We start from the raw sequence: 23,037 nt of genomic DNA on the forward strand, positions 1-23,037 counted from the left end.
GAATATCATTTGCACAGCCATGCAAATCTGTACCGACATATTAAAAAGGCGGCTGAAGCCGCCTTTTTTTGTCCTTTCCTGTCCCGAACGGGATCAGCCGATTGCCATCAAGCTCGCATTACCACCCGCTGCTGTGGTGTTAATCGACGTCGAAACCTCTTCCAGCAACCAGTTGAGGCAATAGACGTCCGGGTTGATTGCCAGCTCTTCCGCGGAAGCAGCCTGAGTCAGAACCAACGGTCCGGGAAGCGTTGCAAGCTTCTTGTTAATCTCAACGATGCGTTCAGCATCCCCTTCAACCAACGCTCCAGCGAACGGTGCGTCGGATTCCCAGTTATTCGTCCAGATCGTGCGTGCCGCAACCGAAGCCGGAATATCTTTCAGCACATTCCGCAAACCCGAAGCCTCATCGACATACACAGTGTTGCCCGTAGCGAGTGCCGCAGTCATCTGTCGATAAAGGCCCGTTTCAGTCTGCGGAACCAGCAGGATGTTTCCACGTGGATGCAACGCATAAAGATTGCGCTCGCCGACCGGGCCCGGCAATTCAAGATCAAGACCAAGGGCCGAAGCGCTGCCAGTATCGCGTGCAGCCTGTGCCAGATCGTTCATGCCGCGCTGGCCAAGCCATTTCGCAAAATCCTTGAGCGCCGGATCAGTGTGAACCGAGCTGTGACGCGGTGGGATCGGCGCTGTCTCTACGAGACGTCCAAGGTAGAGCGGACCGCCTGCCTTGGGACCCGTGCCGGAAAGGCCGCGTCCACCGAAAGGTTGTACGCCGACAACCGCGCCGATAACGTTGCGATTGATATAGATATTGCCGACGCAGATACGATCCGCAACATTGGCGATCGTCTCATCAAGGCGCGTATGCAGGCCGAAAGTAAGCCCGTAACCGGTTGCGTTGATATCATCGATCAGGCGCTCCATATCATCGCGCTTGTAGCGCACGACATGCAGAACTGGGCCGAAGACTTCCCGCTTCAGATCGCGAAGCGAATTGATCTCGACAATGGTCGGTGCAACGAAAGTTCCATTCTGTGTTTCAGGACCTAGCGGAAGCTGCTCAACCTTGCGACCGAGATCGCGCATACCCTGAACGTGCTTTTCTATGATGGTCTTGGCTTCATCGGTGATAACCGGCCCAATGTCCACCTTCAGCTTGTCGGTGCGGCCGATGGAAAGTTCCCTGAGCGCGCCCTTGAGCATTGTCAGGATGCGGTCCGCGACATCTTCCTGCAGGCAAAGAACGCGGAGCGCCGAACAACGCTGACCGGCACTGTCAAAAGCCGATGCAATAACGTCGAACACGACTTGCTCCGCCAGCGCTGATGAATCCACAATCATTGCATTCTGACCACCGGTTTCAGCAATCAGCGGGATCGGCTTTCCGTTTGGCAGCAGACGTGAGGCAAGCTGAGCCTGTATGAGGCGCGCTACTTCGGTGGAACCGGTGAACATTACACCGCATGTCTCTTCTGCAGCCACAAGCGCGGCCCCGATACGACCGTCGCCGGGCAGAAGCTGAAGCGCATCGGCTGGAATGCCAGCCTCGTGCAGGATACGAACACCCTGTGCTGCAATAAGCGGGGTCTCTTCGGCAGGCTTCGCCAAGACCGGATTGCCTGCGACAAGTGCTGCTGCAATCTGGCCGGTAAAGATCGCCAGCGGGAAGTTCCACGGACTGATGCAGACGATAGGTCCAAGCGCCTTGTGGCCGACGCCCAGTGTACGACGGGTCTGCTCTGCATAATAACGCAGGAAATCGATGGCTTCGCGAACTTCAGCAATTGCGTTCGGCATGGATTTGCCAGCTTCGCGCATGATGAGGCCCAGCAGAACCGGCATATCGCGCTGCATGATATTCGCTGCGCGCTCAAGACAAGCCGCACGTTGGGCTGGCGCAACCGCAGACCAGCTTGCCGTGGCCTTCTGTGCCGCCTTCATGGCTTTCGCTACGTCTGCTTCGGCGATCTCCGTCACTGTACCGACAACATCGTTCCGGTCTCCAGGGTTGAAAACAGAGCGACTGGTTCCCTTGACCTTGGCTCCGGCAACCTGAGGTTCCGACGTCCACACGCGGCCAGCACTGTCCTTCAAAATCGTGCTGAGTTCAGCAAGCGTGACTTCGTTTGACAGGTCAAAACCGTCAGAGTTCTTGCGAGCGCCATAGAGATTTTCCGGAAGGGCAATCTGGTCATGGCGCGCACCAACGACAGCCATCGAGCGAACGACTTCTACCGGATCGGCGATCAGTTCATCGACGGAAACACTTTCGTCGCCGATGCGATTGACGAAGGACGAGTTCGCGCCATTTTCGAGAAGTCGGCGAACAAGGTAGGCGAGAAGCGTTTCATGTGTGCCGACCGGCGCATAAATACGAGCTGGACGGCCAAGCTTTTCAGCACCGACAACTTCATCATAAAGCGGCTCACCCATGCCATGCAGGCACTGGAACTCGAACTTTCCGGTTTTGAAATTCGGACCAGCCAAATGATAGATGGTGGCCAGCGTCTGAGCATTGTGCGTTGCGAATTGCGGGAAAACGGCATCTGTTGCCGCAAGGAGCTTGCGTGCACATGCAATGTAGGAAACGTCGGTATGTACCTTGCGGGTATAAACCGGAAAGTCTGCCAGACCGTCAACCTGTGCGCGCTTGATCTCGGCGTCCCAATAAGCCCCCTTCACCAGACGAACCATGACGCGGCGCTTGTTCTGACGGGCCAGGTCGATGATGAAATCAAGTACGAACGGGCAACGCTTGCCATAGGCCTGCACCACGAAGCCGATGCCTTCCCAATCTGCCAGATCCGGATCTTCGATCAGGCTTTGCAGCAGATCAAGCGACAGTTCCAGACGATCGGCTTCCTCGGCATCAATGTTGAGACCGATATTGTAGGACTTCGCGATAGCGGCCAGCGCCTTTACCTTCGGTAGCAATTCCCCCATGACGCGTTCGCTTTGCGCACGGACATAGCGCGGATGCAAAGCGGACAACTTGATGGAAATGCCGGGGCCGTCGTAGATGCCGCGACCGGCGGACGCGCGACCAATGGCATGAATGGCGGTTTCGTAATCCTGGTAGTAACGCTCGGCGTCGGCAGCGGTGGTCGCAGCCTCACCCAGCATATCGTAGGAATAGCGGAAGCCGCGTTCTTCCAGCGGCTTGGCGCGCTTCAAAGCTTCGTCGATGGTTTCGCCGGTGACAAACTGTTCGCCCATCATCCGCATGGCCATGTCTACACCGCGACGAATGACAGGCTCGCCGCAACGAGCGATCAAACGTGTCAGGGCAGCTGACAGGCCGCGATCATTGACCGTGTTGGTCAGCTTGCCGGTAACGACAAGTCCCCAGGTTGCAGCATTGACGAAGAGCGAACGACCCCCACCGATATGAGATTTCCAGTCGCCATTCGAAATCTTGTCACGGATCAACGCATCACGCGTCGCCATGTCCGGAATACGCAGCAGCGCTTCGGCAAGGCACATGAGCGCCACACCTTCCTGGCTCGACAGCGAATATTCATGAACCAGGCCTTCGACGCCTGTACCCTTGTGCTTGGCGCGCAGCGCTTCAATCAGCTTGCGAGCAGTGGAGCGGACCTGCTTCGCCGTTTCTTCCGGCAAAGCGGCCTGCGCCGCCAACGCCGAAACACATTCGGCCTCCGGACGGCGATAAGCGGCGGTAATCGCCTGCCTCAGTGCGCTTTGTTCGCGGATCGGCGGCGCAAAATTCTGGAAAACCGGATTGGTAGGAGCGGGTATGGTATCGGTCATGGTGCAATGCTCGCAAATGAAAACAGCCCCGAGCGTCTCTGCCCAGTTTAGCTCTGCTTTAAGTGGGCGCACACTATCATTTGTGCAAATTGCATTCTGCCTTCATTTGCTCCATATGAAGGAATATCGATCTTATTATATGTTCATTAAAAGGCTAAACGGATGCGAAAGATAGATTCTGTAGACGATCTGGATCAATTCGACAGGCGCATTCTGGAAGTCTTGAGCGAAGACGGGCGCATCCCCGTAACGGAACTCTCGAAAAAAGTCGGTCTTTCCAAGACTCCATGCCAAGCGAGGCTGAAGAGGCTGGTCGATGAAGGTTATATTGTCGGCTTTCGCGCCGCCATTGATCCTGAAAAACTTGGCCTCGACCATATCGCCTTTACGACGGTCAAGCTATCTGACACACGAGAAGCCGCGCTTGAGGCATTCAACACAGCCGTGCGCAAGATACGTGAAGTCGAGGAGTGCCATATGATCGCAAGCTCTTTCGACTATCTTCTGAAGGTGCGAACGCCCAACATCCGGCGTTACCGCGAGGTGCTGGGCGAAAAGATATCGAGCCTGCCCAATGTCGCAAGCACATCCACTTTTGTGGTGATGGAGTCAGTCAAGGACAACCGCCCGGTAAGGGTCTATCCGGGCGCCTTGTAATTTTCAGTTATAGTGGCTCACCTGCCAGATAACGCTCGAGCGTTTTGACAGTCCCATCCTGCCAGATGCGCAGCAGTGCGGATGAAAAAGCCGCCACATAAGCTGGATTTGACGCGAGCGAGCCGAAGATATCATCCATCGCAAGCCACGCCGCGGGATTGTTTTTTGCAAGGGCCGCCTGCTTGGTCAGGCGATCCCATGACGGATCGTTCGGCTCAATAACCGTGCCGCTATCGGTCGTGCCATAGCAGTAACGACACCAGAATGCGGAAACAAGCGCCAGTCCTGTCACAGATTTGCCTTCGGCCACCCGATCAGAAGCAGTGGGCAGAATGAATTTCGGCTGACGGTTGGAGCCATCGAGGCACAGGCGGTGGATCGTGTCGCCTATGCTTGGATTTGCGAAGCGTTCATCTATGAGGATGCGATAGTCTTCGAGATTGGTATCTGGAACAGGCGGCACTTCCGGGATGATTTCATCCTTGGTCAGCTTTTCCAGATAGCGCCGGATCAGTGGATGCTCCATCGCTTCATGCACGAAATGTATGTCGAGCAATCCGCCAGGATAGGCGATGGCCGCATGACCGCCGTTCAAGATACGGATTTTCATCAGTTCATAAGCGGCAACCTGATCGGTGAATGTGACACCGACTTTTTCCAGAGCCGGGCGTCCAGTCGGGAAATTATCCTCCATCACCCATTGCTTGAAAACTTCGCAGAACACCGGCCAGCCATCATCGACGCCGAAATCCTTCGCAGCGATTTGACGCTCGCGTGCACCGGTGGCTGGCGTGATGCGATCCACCATGGAATTTGGAAAAGCAACATTGGCGGAAATCCAGTCGGCAAAGGTCGGGTCGCTCAACTTGGCCAATCCCGTCACGGCATCTTCCGTCACATGCCCGTTACCCGGAATGTTATCACAGGACATGACGGTAAAAGGCTGAATGCTCGCCGCCTTGCGCAGTTTCAGCGCCTGCACGATCAGGCCGAACACAGTCTTTGGCTGATCCGGATGGGTGGCATCTGCCACAATATCGGGATGAGCAGGATCGAAAGTCTGGCTGGCCGGATCGATGTAATAACCGCCTTCGGTAATCGTCATGGAAACAATGCGGGTATCGGGCGATGCGAGATAGGCCATCAAAGCCTTTCGCCCTTCCTCTATCGATATGGTTACATAATCGACCATGGAAGCGGTGATCCTCGCTCCCGTATAACCGGCCTCTTGTTCCACAACTGTGGTGAGCCAGTCTTGCGCCTTGAGCGTGTCGCGCATGGCATCGTCGCTGCCACGCACACCGGCGCCAACCAGCGCCCAGTCGTGCCCCTCACCCATTCCGAACAAATCGTCCAGATATACAGCCTGATGGGCACGATGAAAATTGCCGACACCGAAATGCACGATACCCGGTTTCAAACCGGTTGGATCGTAGCCGGGTTTGTGTACCTTGTCGAAGCTCTGGAGCGTTGCACGCGACAGCTTGGTCATGACGATTTCCTTCAATTCAATCGGGTACGAACTGGACTTTCATCGTGGCTGGATCCCCACCGTGCTTGGTGAAGAACGGCAGCATTTCGCTGAGCGGCAACCGGTGCGAAACGAGGCGTGTCATTTCGCCCTTGTCCTGTTTGAGTGTTTCCAGGGCCTGCGGAATGTTGCGGTTCAATGAATGCGATCCGGCAATACGGATCTGACGACGGAAAATGTCGAAAGGCGCAGTCGAAATCCGCGCGTCGGGTGCGCAAACGCCAAACACCAGCACCGTACCACCGTCAGCCGTGAAGCCAATCATGCTTTCAACGACCTTGGCTATACCGGTCGCATCGGCAACAAAATCGAAACTGCGCTTACGCTTATCCAGCATCTCCGAGCCCGATACGACTGGCTCGAGGCCGAGACTCTCGACAAAGGCCAGACGATGTTCATTGATATCCGCCACAGAAACCTGCCGCACACCTTGCGCCTTTAAAGACAAAGCCAGCAACAAGCCAATCGGCCCCGCACCGAAGACAAGCGCGTTCTCGGTGCCGCGCGGACCGGTCTTCAACTCCGCCGCACCAAGCCCGTTCAACACACAGGCAAGCGGTTCCGCGAGTGCTGCTACATCAAAAGGCAGATCGCCGATGGTGTGGAGATGACTGGCATCGACAAGGCTCATGCCTGCAAAGCCACCATTATGGGTCACACCATAGGCTTTCAGATCGGAGCAGAGATTGGTCAGTCCCTTGAGGCAGGCACGGCAATGACCGCAGGGAATATTCGGATCGACCGCAACACGGTCCCCCACCTTCATATTGGTCACGTCTTCCGCCAAGGCGACCACAATGCCCGCATATTCATGCCCAGGCACCAGCGGAAACGCACTGGAACCGTAGCGGCCATGCAGGACATCAATGTCGGTGTGACAGAGACCTGATGCCTTGACGTCGATCAGCGCGTGTCCCGGCTGCAATGCCGGTTCCGGCAAGTCAGCCAGACCTGCTTCCCCATGGCCGGTAAAATAAATCGCTTTCATTGCAAATGTCCCGGCCTCTACTCACGCCATCCAGTTGCCACCGTCAACGCCGAAAGTCTGAGCGAGGATGTAGTCACTATCAGATGAGGCAAGAAAAACAGCCATGCCGGTGATATCTTCTGGTGTCGCAAAGCGACCAATCGGCACGGACTTAGCCACCGCCGCTTTTTTCTCACCTGGCTTCAGGCCTTCCCATTTGGCGAAATTCGCATCCACGACGTCCCAATGTTCGCCATCGACCACACCCGGCGCAATCGCATTGACATTAATCCCGTGCTTGACGAGCGCGAGAGCTGCCGACTGCGTAGCAGAAATGATGGCAGCCTTGGACGCGCAATAGAGGGTCACCAGCGCCTCGCCGCGACGGCCCGCCTGGCTCGCCATATTGATGATCTTGCCGCCGCGTCCGCGCTTAATCATCACGTTCGAAACCGCCTTCATCATGAAAAGCGGCCCCTTCAAGTTGATGCCAAGCACACGCTCATAGCTCTCCTCGGTCAATTCGTTGATAGGGGCCATATCGAAGATCGCGGCATTGTTGACCAGAATATCGATGCCGCCATATTCCGCGTCGATCTCTGCAACGACCTTGTCAATCTGACTGAGGTCGGTCACGTCAAGCTTTACCGCCTTGACCGATGAACCGATGCCGCGTGCGGCCTCCTCTGCCCGCTCAATATTAATATCGGCAATAATAACCCTCGCGCCCTCGCGCGCATAGGCTTCAGCGAAGCCAAGTCCGATACCGCGCGCAGCACCAGTGATGAGGGCCACCTTGTCTTTAAGTCGCATGGGGATACTCCGGGATATTGCAGCCTGCACTCACAGTTGCGTTTTCTTTTCCGTCAGCAACAGTGGATGCCGTTCAAAGCGCTCCAAAGCCTTGCCATCGGGTGTAAACAAATGCGCGTCAGTCGGATCAAAACCTAGCTTAGCCGCTTCGTGTGCACGCGCCGCGCTTCCGCCGCCTGCCTCTGCCACGATCAGTCCGGTTGCACTTTCATTTTGCACATAGAGATAGGTCTCACCGCCAAGACGCTCGACGACCATGATCTCGCCTTCGAGGATACCATCGGCTGCCGGATGAAGATGTTCCGGACGAATGCCGAGAACCAGCGGCGCCCCAGCGCTTACGCCCTCGCTTTTGACAGGCGCTTTGACGAAACCTCCATTTGCAAGCTGAACCGTCACCCCATCGGCATCGACGGCACTGACTTTGACCTCGATGAAGTTCATGGTCGGTGAACCGATAAACCCAGCCACAAAACGGTTGACCGGATGGTGATAAAGCTCCAGCGGCGATCCCACCTGCTCCACCTTCCCGTCGCGGAGAACCACGATCTTATGTGCAAGCGTCATCGCTTCCACCTGATCATGCGTGACATAAATCATTGTAGCATTGAGCCGGTCGTGCAGACGCGCCAGTTCGATACGCATCTGCACACGTAGAGCAGCATCGAGATTGGAAAGCGGCTCATCGAACAGGAAAATCTTCGGTTCGCGCACCATGGCGCGCCCAATGGCAACACGTTGACGCTGACCGCCGGAAAGCTGTTTCGGCTTGCGGTCAAGCAAACGGTCAAGCTGCAGCGTTTTTGCAACCTCTTCCACCTTGCGATCGCGTTCGGCTTTGGCAACGCCTGCTAGTTTCAGCGCAAAACCCATATTGTCGCGCACATTCATATGCGGATAGAGCGCATAGGTCTGGAAAACCATGGCAAGACCACGCTCGTCCGGCGGCGTATCATTGATACGTTCGCCATCAATCGTGAGGTCACCGCCGGTAATTTCCTCAAGCCCGGCAATCATGCGCAGAAGCGTTGACTTGCCTGAACCGGATGGCCCGACGAAAACCACGAATTCGCGATCTGCAATGTCGAGATCGACGCCCTTGATAACATCAATATTGCCGAAGGACTTGGTGGCGTTTTTCAGTGACAGTGTAGCCATTTCGTTCCCTTTATTTCACTGCGCCAAAGGTAAGCCCGCGCACCAACTGGCGCTGCGTGACCCATCCAAAGACAAGAATTGGCGCGATTGCGAGCGTCGAGGCCGCCGAAAGTTTCGCCCAAAACAGCCCTTCCGGTGACGAGAAGGATGCTATGAATGCAGTGAGCGGACCGGCCTGCGAAGCCGTCAGGTTCAAGCTCCAGAACGCTTCGTTCCAGCACAGGATGATGGACAGTAGCGCCGTCGATGCAATACCCGGAAGACTCAACGGTAACAGTAGGTAGCGTATCTGCTGGCCAACTTTCGCACCGTCCATACGGCTTGCTTCGAGGATTTCACCAGGGACTTCCTTGAAGAAGGAGTAGAGCATCCAGACCACAATCGGCAGGTTGGACAGGGTGAAGATGATGATCAGGCCGGTGCGTGTATCAAGAAGTCCGGTGTCACGTGCCAGAAGATAGATCGGCACCAGCACACCGACTGCAGGTAGCATCTTGGTGGACAGCATCCATAGAAGAAGGTCTTTGGTGCGCTTGCCAGGGAAGAACGCCGCTGCATAAGCCGCGGGCACCGCGATAATGAGTGAGAGAATAGTCGCGCCCAAACTTTCGACGATGCTGTTCATGGCATAGCGGAAATAATCAGCACGCTGATTGACCGCGACAAAATTCTCCAGCGTTGGCTCAAAGAACAGTTTTGGGGGCGCTACGGCGTCGATTTCGGTCTTGAATGCTGCGAGCAGCATCCAGAGGATCGGGAAGAACATTAGCAGTGCCACGATCCAGCCAATGATCCCAGCCGAGACGGCAGCCTTGTTGATCTTGCGTTTTGCAGCCATCGGTCAGCCCTCCTAATTATCCAGATTTCGTGCGACAGTCCGGATCAGGAACGCGGCAACGATGTTGGCGAGGATGATGGCGATAACACCAGCTGCGGAAGCGCCGCCTATATCCCATTGCAGGAGCGCTTTCAGATAGATGAAATAGGTAAGCGTTGTCGTGGCGATACCTGGTCCACCCGAAGTGGTGACAAGAATTTCAGCAAATACCGACAGAAGGAAGATCGTCTCGATCATGATGACGACCGAGATCGGGCGCAGCAGATGCGGCAGCACGATATAATAGAACATTACCGGGCCTTTGGCCCCGTCCAGGCGCGCCGCCTCCATCTGTTCCCGATCCAGTGACTGCATCGCCGTCATCAGGATCAGTGTCGCAAACGGCACCCATTGCCAGGATACAATTATGATGACGGAAGCCATTGGGAACTGCGAGAACCAGTCGATTACCGGCAGGCCGAAACTGCGTGAAATGAAGGCGAACAGCCCGTTCACCGGATGCATCAGCAGGTTTTTCCAGATCAGCGCGGAAACGGTCGGCATGACGAAGAACGGCGCAATGACCAGAAGCCGCGCTATGTTCTTACCCCAGAAATCCTGATCAAAGATGACTGCGAAAAGCACGCCAAAGACAACTGATATTACAAGAACCGACACGACAAGGATCAGCGTTTTGGCGATTGCTGACCATAAAGTCGGATCGGATAACAGGAAGGAATAGTTCGAGAAACCGGCAAAACCAGTAATGAATGGATTGATGAGATTGTAATACTGAAACGAGAACCACAAGGTCATCGCCAGCGGAACGATCATCCATAGCAGAAGCAGAATGACTGCTGGAGCGAGCAGCGGTCCAGTGCGGACACTACGACGCGACTTTGCTGCAAAGCGTGATTTTGTGCCTGCGGCCAACGCATGGTTTGCTGGCATTCGGACTTATCCTCCCCTTCCCGTTTCGGATTCGCTGCGGCGAACCTCTACGAAAATCAGGTCTGCCGCCTTCCTCCTACCGAAGGCGGCAGACCTTTATTTTACGGTTACTTGATGTAACCGGCCTGCGTCATGATCTGCTCGACCTGACGCTGCGCGCCGTCGAGCGCCGCATCGACGCTCTGCTGACCTGCGACAGCCGATGAGATTGCCTGTCCAACCAGCGTGCCTATGGCCTGGAATTCAGGAATGGCCACAAACTGGATGCCAGTATAAGGGACCGGGTCCTTGGTCGGCTTTGTTGGATCGGCAGATTCGATGGCTTTCAGTACCGTATTCGCGAAGGGAGCTGCCTTCTTATATTCCTCATTGGCATAGGTGGACTGGCGTGTACCCGGAGGAACGGCGACCCAACCCTCCGACTTGCCGACGAGCTCGACATATTCCTTCGAGGTCGCCCATTTCAGGAAAGACTTCGCGGCTTCCGCCTTCTTGCTCGATGCCGGAATTGCGAGATTCCATGACCACGCCCATGAGGAACCGTTTGGCGTCACCTCGACCGGAGCCTTGGTAAAGGCAACCTTGTCGGCAACCTGGCTCTGCTTTGGATCATAGATGCGTCCGGCAGCAGACGTAGCGTCGATCCACATGGCGCAATGGCCGGTCGAGAACAGGGCCTGATTTTCGTTGAAGCCGTTCGAGGTAATTCCGGGAGGGCCTGCTTCCTTCATTAGATCGACGTAGAAGTTGATCGCCTTCTTCCATTCGTCCGAATTGATCTGAGGCTTCCAGTTTTCATCGAACCACCTGCCACCGAACGTATTGATCAGCGTACCGAGGTAAGCCATGTTTTCGCCCCAGCCCGGCTTTCCGCGCAGGCAGAGGCCATATTGTTCTTTGGACTTGTCGGTCAGCTTGGTCGCGAAATCCTTGATTTCCGCATAGGTTGGCGCATCGGGCATTTTAAGGCCCGCCGCGTCAAACAAGTCCTTGCGATAAAGTGTAAACGAGCTTTCGGCATAGAATGGCACGGCGTAGAGCTTGCCATCGACCGTCAGACCGGCGCGAACCGGCTTGATGAGATCGTCATAACCGTAATCATCACCGAGATCATCGACCGACAGAAGCCAGCCGGCCTTGCCCCAGATTGGTGTCTCGTAACCGCCAATGGTCAGGATATCGAACTGGCCGCTCTTGGTGGCAATATCGGTCGTGACGCGCTGACGCAGCACGTTTTCTTCAAGTACAACCCAGTTGATTTTATTGCCGGTGGCTTTTTCCCATTCCGGCGACAGTTTCTGCATGATGATCATGTCACCATTATTGACCGTCGCGATAGTGAGCTCTTCCGCCCACGCAGCCCCGGCCATAACTGCAACACCTGCAGCAGACGCAATAAGCCCTGCAACATAAGACTTGGTCCGCATTTCGTCTCCTCCTTTACGAATGCATAGCAAAATTCTTACATATGTAAAATTTATGGCGCGAGCGTCCGTAGCTTGTCAAGGACGGTTTTCAATTTTGCGTTGCGAGGAGAAACGACCGCCATTGTGAACAGTTCTGAAGGCTGAAATCGCGGACATTTCTACCTGCCAAATTCACGGACCGATGTTTTAGCACATATGGATATTCACCGCATCATTCTCTGCGAACACATTTGTCTGCTTGACGTTTTGCCCCGCCTTTGACAGTTTGGCTGAACTTCGCCTGGAGGAAAATAAAGGCGAGCGGAGCTGGAGGAACATCCTGAAATCGTTGAAGAAGCGGCAACCGGGGCCAGATTTTGTCCTGAGAAATCAGCACATTCCAGTTTATGCGGCGGCTTCGCAAAAAACAGCATCGTCGTGTGCATCTTGCCCGCGACAACTGACGAACAGGACGTAAAGACGTGCGCAAGACAATACGCACCATGGAGGATTTTTCGGAGTTTGTTGGGCTTTCACGTCCGACGGTTTCGAAATATTTCAGCGATCCATCATCCGTCCGCCCCAAGACCCGCGAACTGATCGAAGCAGCGATCAAGCAATCCGGCTTTAGACCCAATCTTTTCGCGGTGAACCTCAATCGACGTCGCACGACAATTCTGGGTATAATTATTCCCAATCAGCTCGATCATTTCTACATGGCGATGACGAAGCGATTGCAGTCGCTCGCAGAGCAACGCGGCTATCTTGCGATTGTTCTGTCATCCGATGGCAAGCCTGAGCTGGAAAAGCAGGCAATTGAAACCCTGCGTTCGCTCAATGTCGCAGGCGCCATCATCGCGCCGCTTGGGGAAGAGTCGCAACATTCGACACTGGCGCGCCTCGCCGATGACGTTCCAATTGTCTATGTCGACTCTCCACTCGACAACACCTCGCCCTTTGTCGGCACCGACAATCTCAAGTCCTTTCATCTGATTGTCGACTATCTGTGCCGCTCGGGCAGCGAGCCCTGCTATTTTTCCATGCCGATGGTCAATAACAACGCTATCAAACGACAAGATGCCTATCGACAGGCCATGGAAAAGCTGGGTTATGAGCCGCGCATCATTGAGCTCGAACAAAGCCGAAGCTGGGATTTCGAACGTTATGCCTTCGAGCAGACCGCGCGAATTTTGCGCGAAAAGGGACGTCTTCCGACAAGCACTGTTCTGTGCTCCAATGATCGCATCGCCTTTGGCGTAACCAGCGCACTCTGGCAGGCTGGTCTGAAAATCGGCAGACTCAAGGATTGCGACGTTCGTGTCGCCGGTCACGACAATAATCCGCTATCGGAATATACGTGCCCGCCACTCACCACAGTGGCGCAGGATTATAATGAAATCGGGCGGCTGGCGATTGAGCTCTTGTTTCGAACATTGGGCGAAACAACGGATGACCGACTGGAACTGCCGGAAACACAGCGCATTTTGCTTAATGCCGAAATCAAGCTGCGTATGAGCGCATAAAAATGGCGGGTTAACCCGCCATTTTATTTCCGTAATTTAGTTCAGGCCGAGCGTGCCGCGCAGGGTAGAAAGATCTTCGGCAAGCGTGGTCACAGGACCAGCAAGTGCCTTGCGATCATCATCCGACAGCTTGTCGTAGGATTCGTAACCGTCACCCTTCTTGTACTTTACGAGAATATCATCGACAGTCTTGAAATTGGCTTCCACCTTCTTCACGAGGTCTGGATTTTCCTTTTCCAGCAAAGGCTTGAAGAGCTCAACAATCTTCTGGGCACCATCGACATTGGCCTTGAAATCCCAAAGATCGGTGTGACTGTAACGGTCTTCCTCGCCGGAAATCTTGGTTGCAGCTACTTCTTCCAGCAAGGCAGCGGCACCACCGACGACCTTTTCCGGCGGAACAGTCAGGTCTTTTACGCGCTTCTGGAGTTCCAGCACATCTGCATAGAGCTTGTCGGCAATCGGAGCGAGTCCTTCAGTCGAATTCTGCGCAAACAGGCCATATTCGATGCGGTGAAACCCGGTGAAATCTTCCGACTTCTCACCATTTTCATGGTCATCGGCACGGCTGTCGATCGAAGCGTCAAGATCAGCGAAAAGCTCGGCAATAGGCTCGATCTTTTCATACGAAACGCGCGTAGAAGGATAAAGCCCTTTGGCCTTTTCGAGATCACCTGCCTTGACCGCGTCGGTGAAAGCCTTGGTGTCCTTTACCAGAACGTCGAGGTTTTCCTGCACATAGACTTTGTAGTCAGCGATCGGCTGAACGAGGTCCAGCGGTGAAACTTCGGCCTTGGCTGCGCCGAAGCTGAGCGCGAGGGCAACGGCACATGCCGATGCGAGCCCAGATACATACAATGGCAGACGATACTTCATATTTAGCCTCTCCAGATAAAGCGCATCGCGGGAAATGCGCGTTAAATCAAAAACTTGAGATGCGATCCTCACCCGCGTGCATTTTGCGGACCGCTTGCCTCCAAAAGTGCGCGCGCGTAATAGTCCTTATTATCCTGAACACCCGGCAACGCGAAGAAATACCCGCCTCCAATCGGTTTCAGGTATTCTTCCAATGGCTCGCCGTTGAGCCGGTTCTGAACCGTGATGAAGCCCTTTTCCAAATCAGCCTGATAGGCGATGAAGAGGAGCCCCATATCAAGCTGGCCAGACTTGCTGACGCCGTTGGAATAGTTGAATGGCCGACGCAGAATGAGGTGCTGCTCGGCATTGGCATCGCGCGGATTCGCCAAACGAATATGCGAGTCGAGCGGCGTCACCTTGCCATCCGCATCCTTCGCATAATCGGGAACATCGGCTTCGGTCTTGCCGTCGAACGGCGCGCCGCTATCCTTGCGACGTCCGAAAATGGCTTCCTGCTCCTGAAGTGGCGTGCGATCCCAGCGTTCGACGAAATTGCGAATAATGCGTACAGCCATATAGCTGCCATTCATCGCCCAGTCCGGCTCTTCATTTTGCTTCTGCACCCAGACGATGCGATTCATTAGTGCATCGTCGGCGGAATCCGGATTGGCGGACCCGTCGCGGAAGCCGAGGAAGTTTCGGGCGCTTTCCTTAGCTCGAGGCGAATGTGGCGGCTGCACCGGAACCGTGCCTTCCTGTTTCCACCGAACCATCAGAAGATCAGGCATATTCTTCATGATGTCGCGCAGCGCATGGATGTTCGTGTCCGGCGTATTCGAACAAAACTGAATAACGATATCCCCGTGGCAGATGTCCTTCTGCAAGGCGTCGTTGGGGAAGCCGGTCATGCGTTGCAGAAGTTTCGGCTTCAACGGCTTCAAACCGAAACGATCATCGAACAGGGATGAGCCAAGCGCGATCGTAACCGTGAGATTGTCCGGCGTGACGACAGGTCCGAGGATGCCAGAATCCGATGGCGGAAACTTCGCATCGAGTTCCGGCGGCTCCCCACCCTTCATCAAGAATTCGGTCCGCTCGGTCAGCAGCTTGAACATGCGCTCGAGTTCAGCACGGTCACGCGCCAGCACATCGAAGGAGGCGACCAGACCGGCAGCGGGTCGCGGCGTAACAATACCCGGCTGGTGCTTTCCGTAAAAAGGCTGGCTTTCGTGAAGCTTTTCGCTTTCCGGCGCATTGGTCACGCTTTCCGAAGAAAGAGCATGGGCCGCCTGCGGGGTAAGCACGCCTGCGACGGCTCCGGCAACCCCGGTTGCACCAGCCCCGAGGAGCAGTGCACGGCGGCCAGCTGAAACAGGTTCTTCAGTGGTAATCTTATCAGTTTTGAAAAATTTTCTGGTCATCAATCTACCCCAAGCTGATCGCGGAGTTTCGTAAACTGTGCGGCGAGTTGAGCCGCACCTTCCTTCATTTTCGCCTTTTCATCAGACGACAGAGCATCGTACGCTTTGTAGCTGTTGCCTTCGGCCCCTGTATCAAGCAGCGCCTTGATCGAAGCCGCATCCTTGTCGATGCCTTCAAAGGCTTTCGGATCAGCCTTTGAAACGATGGGGCGCAGGACATCGGCAGTCTTTCCGGAACCTTCCAGGAGGCCAGACAAAGCCTGCAGATCGGTGTGCGCATAACGGTCTTCACCGGCATCAGACGCGGTCGAAGCAAAACGGTTCAACGCGGAAGCAGTGCCCGCCATCATGCGATCGGGTGAAATGCGAAGCCCGCGAATGCGCTCTTTCAATGCAGTAGCATCCTGCTCGAGCTTGCCAGCAACAGACGCCAGTCCATCGACGGATTTCTGTTCGAACAAACCGTATTCGATACGGTGCAAACCACCGAACGCAGGGTCCTGCTCACGCTTTTCAAAATAATCGGCGCGAGCATTGATAGCTGTATCAAGATCGGAGAACGCCTCCGAGACAGGAGCAATGCGCGCATAGGCTTCACGCGCCGGACCGTAAGCCGCTTGTGCAGCCTCAAGGTCACCACTCGCTATTGCCGTGGAAAGTGCCACAACAGCTTTTTGGAATTCAGCGACCTCTGTGGTCAGATAAATCTGATATTCGGCTAGCGCACCAATGAAAGCGGTAAGCGGAAGCTTGCCCTTTTCCGCTTCGCTGGCAGCAGTCGCAGTTACGGTCAGCTTGCCGCGCGGATTGGAAAGGAGCCCACAGGTAATCTGGTATTCGCCGGGTGTCAGCTTGGCGGTTATGGTCTGCTTGAAGCCAGGCGCAATATTTTCGCGCTCTTCCAGAACCATCACACCGTCAAGGATTTCCCACTCGACCGTCCGGTCCGACTTATTGACGACTTCAAATACCGAGCGCCCGGCCGGAACCGTCAGTTCGTTCGGCTCGCAGCTTTTTGCGTTGATCGCGACCTGTATTTTGTCACCGGCTTCTGCATGGCGGGCTTTGTCCGACACTCGGGATGCATAATAAAACGCAGCACCAGCGGCGAGCAGCAACAGCACGGCGAGAGCAAGTCCTATGCGGACCAGATTGCGCGACATGGGTTCAGCGGGTTTCGGATTCGTCATTGAAATCTCTTTTACTGTGCGCTTGTTTTGGCCTGGCTTGCGGTTGCCGGTGCACTGGCTGGCATCAGGAACAGGATGAGCGCCGGAACGAGGAAGGCGACATAGGCGACCACTTCACTGACGGTCGGCGTTGCGATGTAACCGAACACACCCGCCAGAACCGAGCCAAGCGTGCTGTCGAGTGGCAGAACATCGCTCATATCGAAAACAACCGTCTGGAAATGGTTCCAGATACCAGCTTCGTGCAGCGCCATGACAGAATTGGCGAAAATGCCCGCCGCGATGATCAAAATGAAAACACCGGTCCAGCGGAAGAAGCGACGAAGGTTCAGCTTCAAGCCACCTTTAAAGATGCCGTAGCCAACAGCGGCGGCCAGCAACACACCGAGAAGCGCGCCAAGCGGTGCTGCGGCCCCTTCGCTCTGCTGAAAAGCCGCTAACAGAAAGAAGACCGATTCCAGTCCCTCACGTGCGACGGCGAAGAACACCATCAGAATGAGACCGAGGCCTTTGTGCGTTGATGTCTGAAAGGCTGCATCGATGGAGTGATGCAGTTCCGACTTGATGGAGCGTGCAGCCTTGCGCATCCAGAACACCATTGAGGTCAGTACAACAACGGCAATAAGACCAATAATGGCTTCGAAGAGCTCCTGCGCTTTCTGCGGGAATTCCGCACTCAGAAGCTGCAGGATAGCGCCAACGGTAAGCGACATAGCCAGAGCAAGCAAAATGCCGATCCAGACTACGGGCATCCATGCGCTACGCCCGGTCTGGTGAAGATAACTGGCTATAATACCGACGATCAGCGCTGCTTCAACGCCTTCGCGGAACATGATGAGAAAAGGTACGAGCATTCCAACTATCCAAAAGACAGAGAAATCGGCCTGTCCCTTGGTCGCTTCTCTTCAAACCCGGCACGAAGCCTTCGCCATTTGGTCATCTTTTATATCTGCGGAGCCGGCGCTGCAAGTTAAATGAAGTTGACCAGCACGGGAATGTTTTAGAATTATTCTAACTATTTCAGGAACTTATGGGTCCGTTAGTTAGTAAGGAATGATAGTCTGCCAAGTTCAGAGGTGATTGCATAAGTCATTGAAAATGCACTGAAGCCATGGTCATAACACGATTAAACATCGGTTGACTGCATGCTGAAATTAAACCGGTCTAGGTTTCAAATCCCTCGGGCAAACCTGCTTTCCCGGCTTGCGACGGATTTCGCCTGACATAATCAGCCTTCAAATCTTCAGATGTCTTACGACTGCCATCATGGCTCCAGCCGGGAGGCGCGATTATATACATCAGGCGCTGCCGCAAGGTGAGACCTGACGAGAATACGTCCTTGAACATACCGACCCATTCGTGAAACGCGACACGCACAGGATTGAATGTGCCAACATTTTTCACGATACCATAGCGCGGCATATCTTCCGGCAATTCCTCCACGAAGGTGCCGAACATACGATCCCAGACAATCAGCGTGCCTGCGTAATTCGCGTCAAGATAACGCGGATTGGTCGCATGGTGTACGCGGTGATGCGACGGGGTGTTGAAGATGAACTCGATAGGCTTCGGCAGTTTGCCGATGGCTTCCGTGTGAATCCAGAATTGATAGATAAGATTGAACCCATAGACGAAAGCGATCACTGCAGGGTGAAATCCGAGCAATACCATCGGCACCTGCAACACGAACATGCCCGTCATCTGTCCGGTCCACGACTGACGCAGCGCCGTCGTCAGATTATAGTGCTGACTGGAGTGGTGGTTGACGTGTTCCGCCCAGACCCAGCGCACACGATGCGCAATCCGGTGATAGCAGTAATAGCGCAAATCATCGAAGATGAAGGCAATCACGAACACCCACCAATACAGGCCGAGATCAAAAAAGCGGAACTGCCAGACCCACAACAAAGCTGTCACGGACACGAAGCCGAGCAACAAGCCTGCCGCAACATTGCCCGCCCCCATGAGCAGGCTTGTAAAGGCGTCTTTCGTTTCAAATTCGCCCTTGCGCTGCCAATAGCGGATAGCCACGAGCTCAATCAGAATTCCCAGCACATAAAGCGGGATCGCAACACGCGTCACATCGAAAAATACCGGATTGCTATCCATGCGGGCTCACCTCCCTAGACGAACCTGAAAGCCAGACTATCACTCTTTCCCGATCCGCAGCGTTTCTGAAAAGGAATCGTGCTTTGGGCCAAGTAAAATCCTTCATATGCAATATCAGTTCGGTATTGCCCTTATCCTCAAGAGCAAGGATATCTGCGGCGGTCATGCATCGCGTCAGAAAGCGGTCCCCGACACTATGGACGAGCCCTGCAGATGCGCCACATAACGGGAAAAATGCGGTGCGACGATCATCAGTATAACAAATCTCACTGATTTCGATCTCGGGATAGTCAAGATGAAAGCGCGTTTTGACACTTTCGTCGTCGGGAAGAATGCTGCATTTCAGCCCCCCACCCAGAAAATGAATTAACAGAACGCCAAGGCCTATGCCGGTGACAACCATAAGCAGAAGCAGCCACAAATCCATGAAATCTCCCATTCGCAGCGATGCCAGTAGTTCCCGAAGACATCCTAGCCATCAGCCAGTGCGAATACATCCCAAAACTTTGCGGGCTGATTTGCGAGTCGCACCGACTTGCCATTTGCAACGGGAGATTGTTTCGATTTGGAGCACGCCACAGGCACCACAGGATACAAATGCTGACCAATAAGCCGGAGAACGCAGCCAGAACCCGAAAAGTTTCAGAATTTTCCGAAATGGTCAAAAATTTCGTGTTTCAGGGGTTGAAGATTGGAGCAAGGTGATACATATCACAGTCACTTACCGCTGTGCCTCCTCCCATTGCGCGCGGTAAGTGTTCCCCTCTGGAGGTTTGCCCAATGTGGCACCTTCATAACTTAGCCGGACTTCCCAGTCCGGCTCTTTTTTTGCCTAAGTTTCCGGCTCCCTCCTCTTTTCACCTAAAATGCGCAACTTGTACAAATCGCTGTTTTAAAAACACTAATTCACAAAACTCAGCTTTTTCAAAATCGTATTTCTGCGTATTAACTTATTTTCAGTTAATCAGCAAAATACACTTGGGTACGACACAAAAAAGCGCCGCGTTTCCGCGGCGCTTTCCATCGACTGACCTACATTTTATTTCAGCCGTAGGCTGCTACTGGCGGGCAAGAGCAGATGAGGTTTCTGTCACCGCCGACATTGTCGACACGACTGACCGGCGGCCAATATTTTGCCGTCGTATCGAATTCACCGCCGAGGCTAATCGCCGGGAAAACCGCTTCCTCACGCGTGTAAGGATGCGTCCATTCATTGGCCAGCGTATCGCCCGCCGTGTGGGGCGCATTGGCAAGCGGATTATCATCAGCAGGCCAGACGCCGTCGGCAACCTTCTTCGCTTCGCCTGCAATGGCAATCATCGCATCGCAAAGACGGTCGATCTCCGACTTCGGCTCGGACTCGGTTGGCTCGATCATCAGAGTTCCGGCAACAGGCCACGACATGGTCGGCGCATGGAAACCATAGTCGATGAGGCGCTTGGCTACGTCTTCCACGGTGATGCCTGCGCTATCCTTGAGAACACGTGTATCCACGATGCACTCATGCGCCACACGATCATGCGCGCCCGTGTAAAGGATCGGATAAGCGTCGTTCAAACGATGCGCGATATAGTTGGCGTTGAGGATTGCAGCCTCGGTTGCCTTCTTGAGACCCGCGCCGCCCATCATGCGGATATACATCCACGTAATGACCAGAATGGATGCACTGCCAAACGGTGCTGCCGAAACGGCATGTTTGGAACCGATGTCCACATGGCCCGGTAGGTAAGGCACCAGATGCTTGGCAACGCCAATCGGACCAACACCCGGACCACCGCCGCCATGCGGGATGCAGAAGGTCTTGTGCAAGTTCATGTGGCAAACGTCCGCGCCAATATCGCAAGGACGAGCAAGACCAACGAGCGCATTGAGGTTCGCACCGTCGAAATAGACCTGACCGCCATTGTCATGGACGATTTCGCAGAATGCCTTGATGCCTTCTTCAAATACGCCATAGGTCGATGGATAGGTGATCATGAACGCCGCAAGATTATCGCGGTGCTTTTCAGCCTTGGCTTTCAGATCATCAATGTCGATATCGCCGTCTGGACGGCAATTGACGACGACAACGCTCATACCAGCCATCGAAGCGCTGGCAGGATTGGTGCCATGTGCGGACGATGGAATAAGGCAGATGTTGCGATGACCTTCGCCACGCGACTGGTGATAGTGGCGGATTGCCAGAAGACCGGCATATTCGCCCTGGCTGCCTGCATTTGGCTGCAACGAAACGCCAGCAAAGCCAGTGACTTCGCAAAGCCATGCTTCGACGTCAGCTGTCATCTTCGCATAGCCTTCGGTCTGTGCCGCAGGCGCGAACGGATGCAGGTTTGCAACCGTATTCCAGCTCACCGGCATCATTTCTGCTGCCGCATTGAGCTTCATCGTGCAGGAACCGAGCGGGATCATTGCACGGTCAAGCGCCAGATCCTTGTCGGCCAGACGACGCAGGAAGCGCATCATCTCGGTTTCGGAACGATGCGAGTGGAACACGTCCTGCGTGAGGAAACCTTCACCGCGCCCCTTGCCGGGAACAAGAGCCCTGTCGCCATCGACCAGCTTGGCACCGAACAAAACGGCGAGTGCTGCAAGGTCCTCCTCGGTCGAGGTTTCGTCAAAGGTTACGCCAACCGTGTCCGCATCGATGATGCGGAGCAGACGACCACCCTTGTCGGCTTCATCGGCAATCTCCGCAGCCTTACCGGCAACTTTAATCGTCACCGTATCGAACAGGCTATCGCCTGCGATCTCGACACCAGCAGCCTTGAGGCCAGCCGCAAAGCGCGCAGCAAGACCAGCAACACGCGTTGCAATAGCCTGCAAACCAGCAGGACCGTGCCAGATCGCAAAGGATGCGGCCATATTGGCGAGCAGTGCCTGCGCGGTACAGATGTTCGAGGTCGCCTTGTCGCGACGGATATGCTGTTCGCGGGTCTGGAGCGCCAGACGATAGGCTGCCCGGCCATGCGCATCGACCGACTGACCGACGATGCGGCCCGGAATGATGCGGGTCAGAGGTTCGGAGACCGCCAGATATGCGGCATGTGGTCCACCGAAGCCCATCGGCACGCCGTAACGCTGCATGGAGCCTACAGCCATGTCGGCACCCCAATTGGCTGGCGCTTCCATGATGGTCAGTGCCAACGGATCAGCAACTGCGATAACCAGTGTGCCTTTAGCCTTCGCATCGGCGATGACCTTGCTGAAATCGCCATAGACGCCACGCGTATCCGGCCACGGCACGACGATGGCAGCGGTATTGTCATCGACAGTGCTGCCAGTTTCGATCTCCCAGCCAAGCGGTTCGGCGCGGGTGTTGATCACGTCAACACTCTGCGGATGCAGTTCGCCAGCAAGCAAGATACGGCTGCGCTTGTCGCGGTGATGACGGCAGGCAACGCCTATAGCTTCGGCAACTGCGGTCGCTTCATCGAGAAGCGAGGCGCAAGCAACCGGCAGGCCGGTCAGTTCAGCAACCAGCGTCTGGAAGTGGAAAAGAAGCTCGAGGCGGCCCTGGCTGATTTCCGACTGGTACGGCGTGTAGGCCGTGTACCAGGCCGGATTTTCAAACAGGTTGCGCTGAATGACAGGCGGTGTTTCCACACCATGATAGCCCGCACCGATGAAGCTCTTCTTCACCACATTGCGGCCCATGATTTCATTGAGCTCCGCAAGCGCTGCATGTTCGCTCAAAGCAGCGGGCAAATCGAGCGCGCGATTCAAACGAATAGATGCGGGAACCGCCTGGGTGATAAGGGTTTCCATGGAAGGAAGACCGAGCGCTGCAAGCATTGCGCGTTCGTCTTCCAATCTTGGCCCGATATGACGGGCAACAAAGGGAAGAACCTGCTGCGTCATT

17 protein-coding genes are annotated in these 23,037 nt (G+C 54.9%); 2 read left to right on the forward strand and 15 right to left on the reverse strand.

From position 1 onward, the window contains the following. Nucleotides 1–93: 93 nt before the first annotated feature. Nucleotides 94–3,777, reverse strand: a complete 3,684-nt coding sequence (putA, locus tag MKS82_RS20995; protein ID WP_109986431.1) for a trifunctional transcriptional regulator/proline dehydrogenase/L-glutamate gamma-semialdehyde dehydrogenase — start codon at nt 3,775–3,777, stop codon at nt 94–96. A gap of 162 nt (nt 3,778–3,939) precedes the next feature. Here putA and MKS82_RS21000 point away from each other — a divergent pair, with 162 nt between their 5' ends. Further along, complete coding sequence (locus tag MKS82_RS21000; protein WP_010659033.1) at nt 3,940–4,434, forward strand: Lrp/AsnC family transcriptional regulator; 495 nt, start codon at nt 3,940–3,942, stop codon at nt 4,432–4,434. 7 nt (nt 4,435–4,441) lie between these two features. On the opposite strand, the gene MKS82_RS21005 is transcribed toward MKS82_RS21000, so the two are convergent. The 7 genes from MKS82_RS21005 to MKS82_RS21035 form a co-directional block, all read right to left on the reverse strand. Further along, nucleotides 4,442–5,926, reverse strand: coding sequence for a mannitol dehydrogenase family protein (locus tag MKS82_RS21005; RefSeq protein WP_109986635.1), 1,485 nt, complete (start codon nt 5,924–5,926; stop codon nt 4,442–4,444). Nucleotides 5,927–5,942: 16 nt separating this feature from the next. Continuing rightward, a complete protein-coding gene (locus MKS82_RS21010) occupies nt 5,943–6,953 on the reverse strand; it encodes a zinc-dependent alcohol dehydrogenase family protein (RefSeq protein ID WP_109986430.1) in 1,011 nt (336 codons plus the stop codon). A gap of 21 nt (nt 6,954–6,974) precedes the next feature. Beyond that, nucleotides 6,975–7,745 carry an L-iditol 2-dehydrogenase gene (locus MKS82_RS21015; RefSeq protein WP_109986429.1) on the reverse strand — a complete coding sequence of 257 codons (771 nt, stop codon included), beginning with the start codon at nt 7,743–7,745 and terminating at the stop codon, nt 6,975–6,977. A 30-nt stretch (nt 7,746–7,775) separates the two neighbouring features. Then, the gene (locus tag MKS82_RS21020) at nt 7,776–8,903 is read right to left on the reverse strand and encodes an ABC transporter ATP-binding protein (RefSeq protein WP_109986428.1); all 1,128 of its coding nucleotides are present in this window, start codon (nt 8,901–8,903) and stop codon (nt 7,776–7,778) included. Between the two features lie 10 nt (nt 8,904–8,913). Next, complete coding sequence (locus MKS82_RS21025; protein WP_071631356.1) at nt 8,914–9,741, reverse strand: carbohydrate ABC transporter permease; 828 nt, start codon at nt 9,739–9,741, stop codon at nt 8,914–8,916. A 12-nt stretch (nt 9,742–9,753) separates the two neighbouring features. Continuing rightward, the gene (locus MKS82_RS21030) at nt 9,754–10,671 is read right to left on the reverse strand and encodes a carbohydrate ABC transporter permease (RefSeq protein ID WP_061347018.1); all 918 of its coding nucleotides are present in this window, start codon (nt 10,669–10,671) and stop codon (nt 9,754–9,756) included. A 107-nt stretch (nt 10,672–10,778) separates the two neighbouring features. Then, nucleotides 10,779–12,098 (reverse strand): ABC transporter substrate-binding protein, encoded by a 1,320-nt coding sequence (locus tag MKS82_RS21035; RefSeq protein WP_181394230.1) that lies wholly within the window; start codon nt 12,096–12,098, stop codon nt 10,779–10,781. A 482-nt stretch (nt 12,099–12,580) separates the two neighbouring features. On the opposite strand from MKS82_RS21035, the gene MKS82_RS21040 reads away from it, so the two are divergent. Next, the gene (locus tag MKS82_RS21040) at nt 12,581–13,600 is read left to right on the forward strand and encodes a LacI family DNA-binding transcriptional regulator (RefSeq protein WP_109986427.1); all 1,020 of its coding nucleotides are present in this window, start codon (nt 12,581–12,583) and stop codon (nt 13,598–13,600) included. Nucleotides 13,601–13,636: 36 nt separating this feature from the next. Here MKS82_RS21040 and efeO (MKS82_RS21045) read toward each other — a convergent pair whose 3' ends face one another. The 7 genes from efeO (MKS82_RS21045) to gcvP all read right to left on the reverse strand — a co-directional run bounded on the left by efeO (MKS82_RS21045) (nt 13,637) and on the right by gcvP (nt 23,036). Then, a complete protein-coding gene (gene efeO / locus MKS82_RS21045) occupies nt 13,637–14,476 on the reverse strand; it encodes an iron uptake system protein EfeO (protein WP_109986426.1) in 840 nt (279 codons plus the stop codon). A gap of 68 nt (nt 14,477–14,544) precedes the next feature. Continuing rightward, on the reverse strand, nt 14,545–15,879 hold the full coding sequence (gene efeB, locus MKS82_RS21050) for an iron uptake transporter deferrochelatase/peroxidase subunit (RefSeq protein WP_109986425.1): 1,335 nt from the start codon (nt 15,877–15,879) through the stop codon (nt 14,545–14,547). Then, the gene (gene efeO / locus MKS82_RS21055; protein ID WP_240579208.1) at nt 15,879–17,069 is read right to left on the reverse strand and encodes an iron uptake system protein EfeO; all 1,191 of its coding nucleotides are present in this window, start codon (nt 17,067–17,069) and stop codon (nt 15,879–15,881) included. The genes efeB and efeO (MKS82_RS21055) overlap by 1 nt, the downstream gene beginning before the upstream one ends. 11 nt (nt 17,070–17,080) lie before the next feature. Further along, nucleotides 17,081–17,923: an iron uptake transporter permease EfeU gene (gene efeU / locus MKS82_RS21060; protein WP_109986423.1), complete on the reverse strand. Its 843-nt coding sequence runs from the start codon at nt 17,921–17,923 to the stop codon at nt 17,081–17,083. Nucleotides 17,924–18,233: 310 nt separating this feature from the next. Continuing rightward, nucleotides 18,234–19,178, reverse strand: a complete 945-nt coding sequence (locus MKS82_RS21065) for a sterol desaturase family protein (protein WP_109986422.1) — start codon at nt 19,176–19,178, stop codon at nt 18,234–18,236. Continuing rightward, a complete protein-coding gene (locus tag MKS82_RS21070) occupies nt 19,171–19,605 on the reverse strand; it encodes a hypothetical protein (protein WP_240579209.1) in 435 nt (144 codons plus the stop codon). Before MKS82_RS21070 ends, MKS82_RS21065 begins: the two co-directional genes overlap by 8 nt. Nucleotides 19,606–20,222: 617 nt before the next feature. Continuing rightward, nucleotides 20,223–23,036 (reverse strand): aminomethyl-transferring glycine dehydrogenase, encoded by a 2,814-nt coding sequence (gcvP, locus tag MKS82_RS21075; RefSeq protein ID WP_240579210.1) that lies wholly within the window; start codon nt 23,034–23,036, stop codon nt 20,223–20,225. Nucleotide 23,037: the final 1 nt, after the last annotated feature.

The organism is Ochrobactrum sp. A-1 (assembly GCF_022488005.1).
Taxonomy (GTDB): domain Bacteria; phylum Pseudomonadota; class Alphaproteobacteria; order Rhizobiales; family Rhizobiaceae; genus Brucella.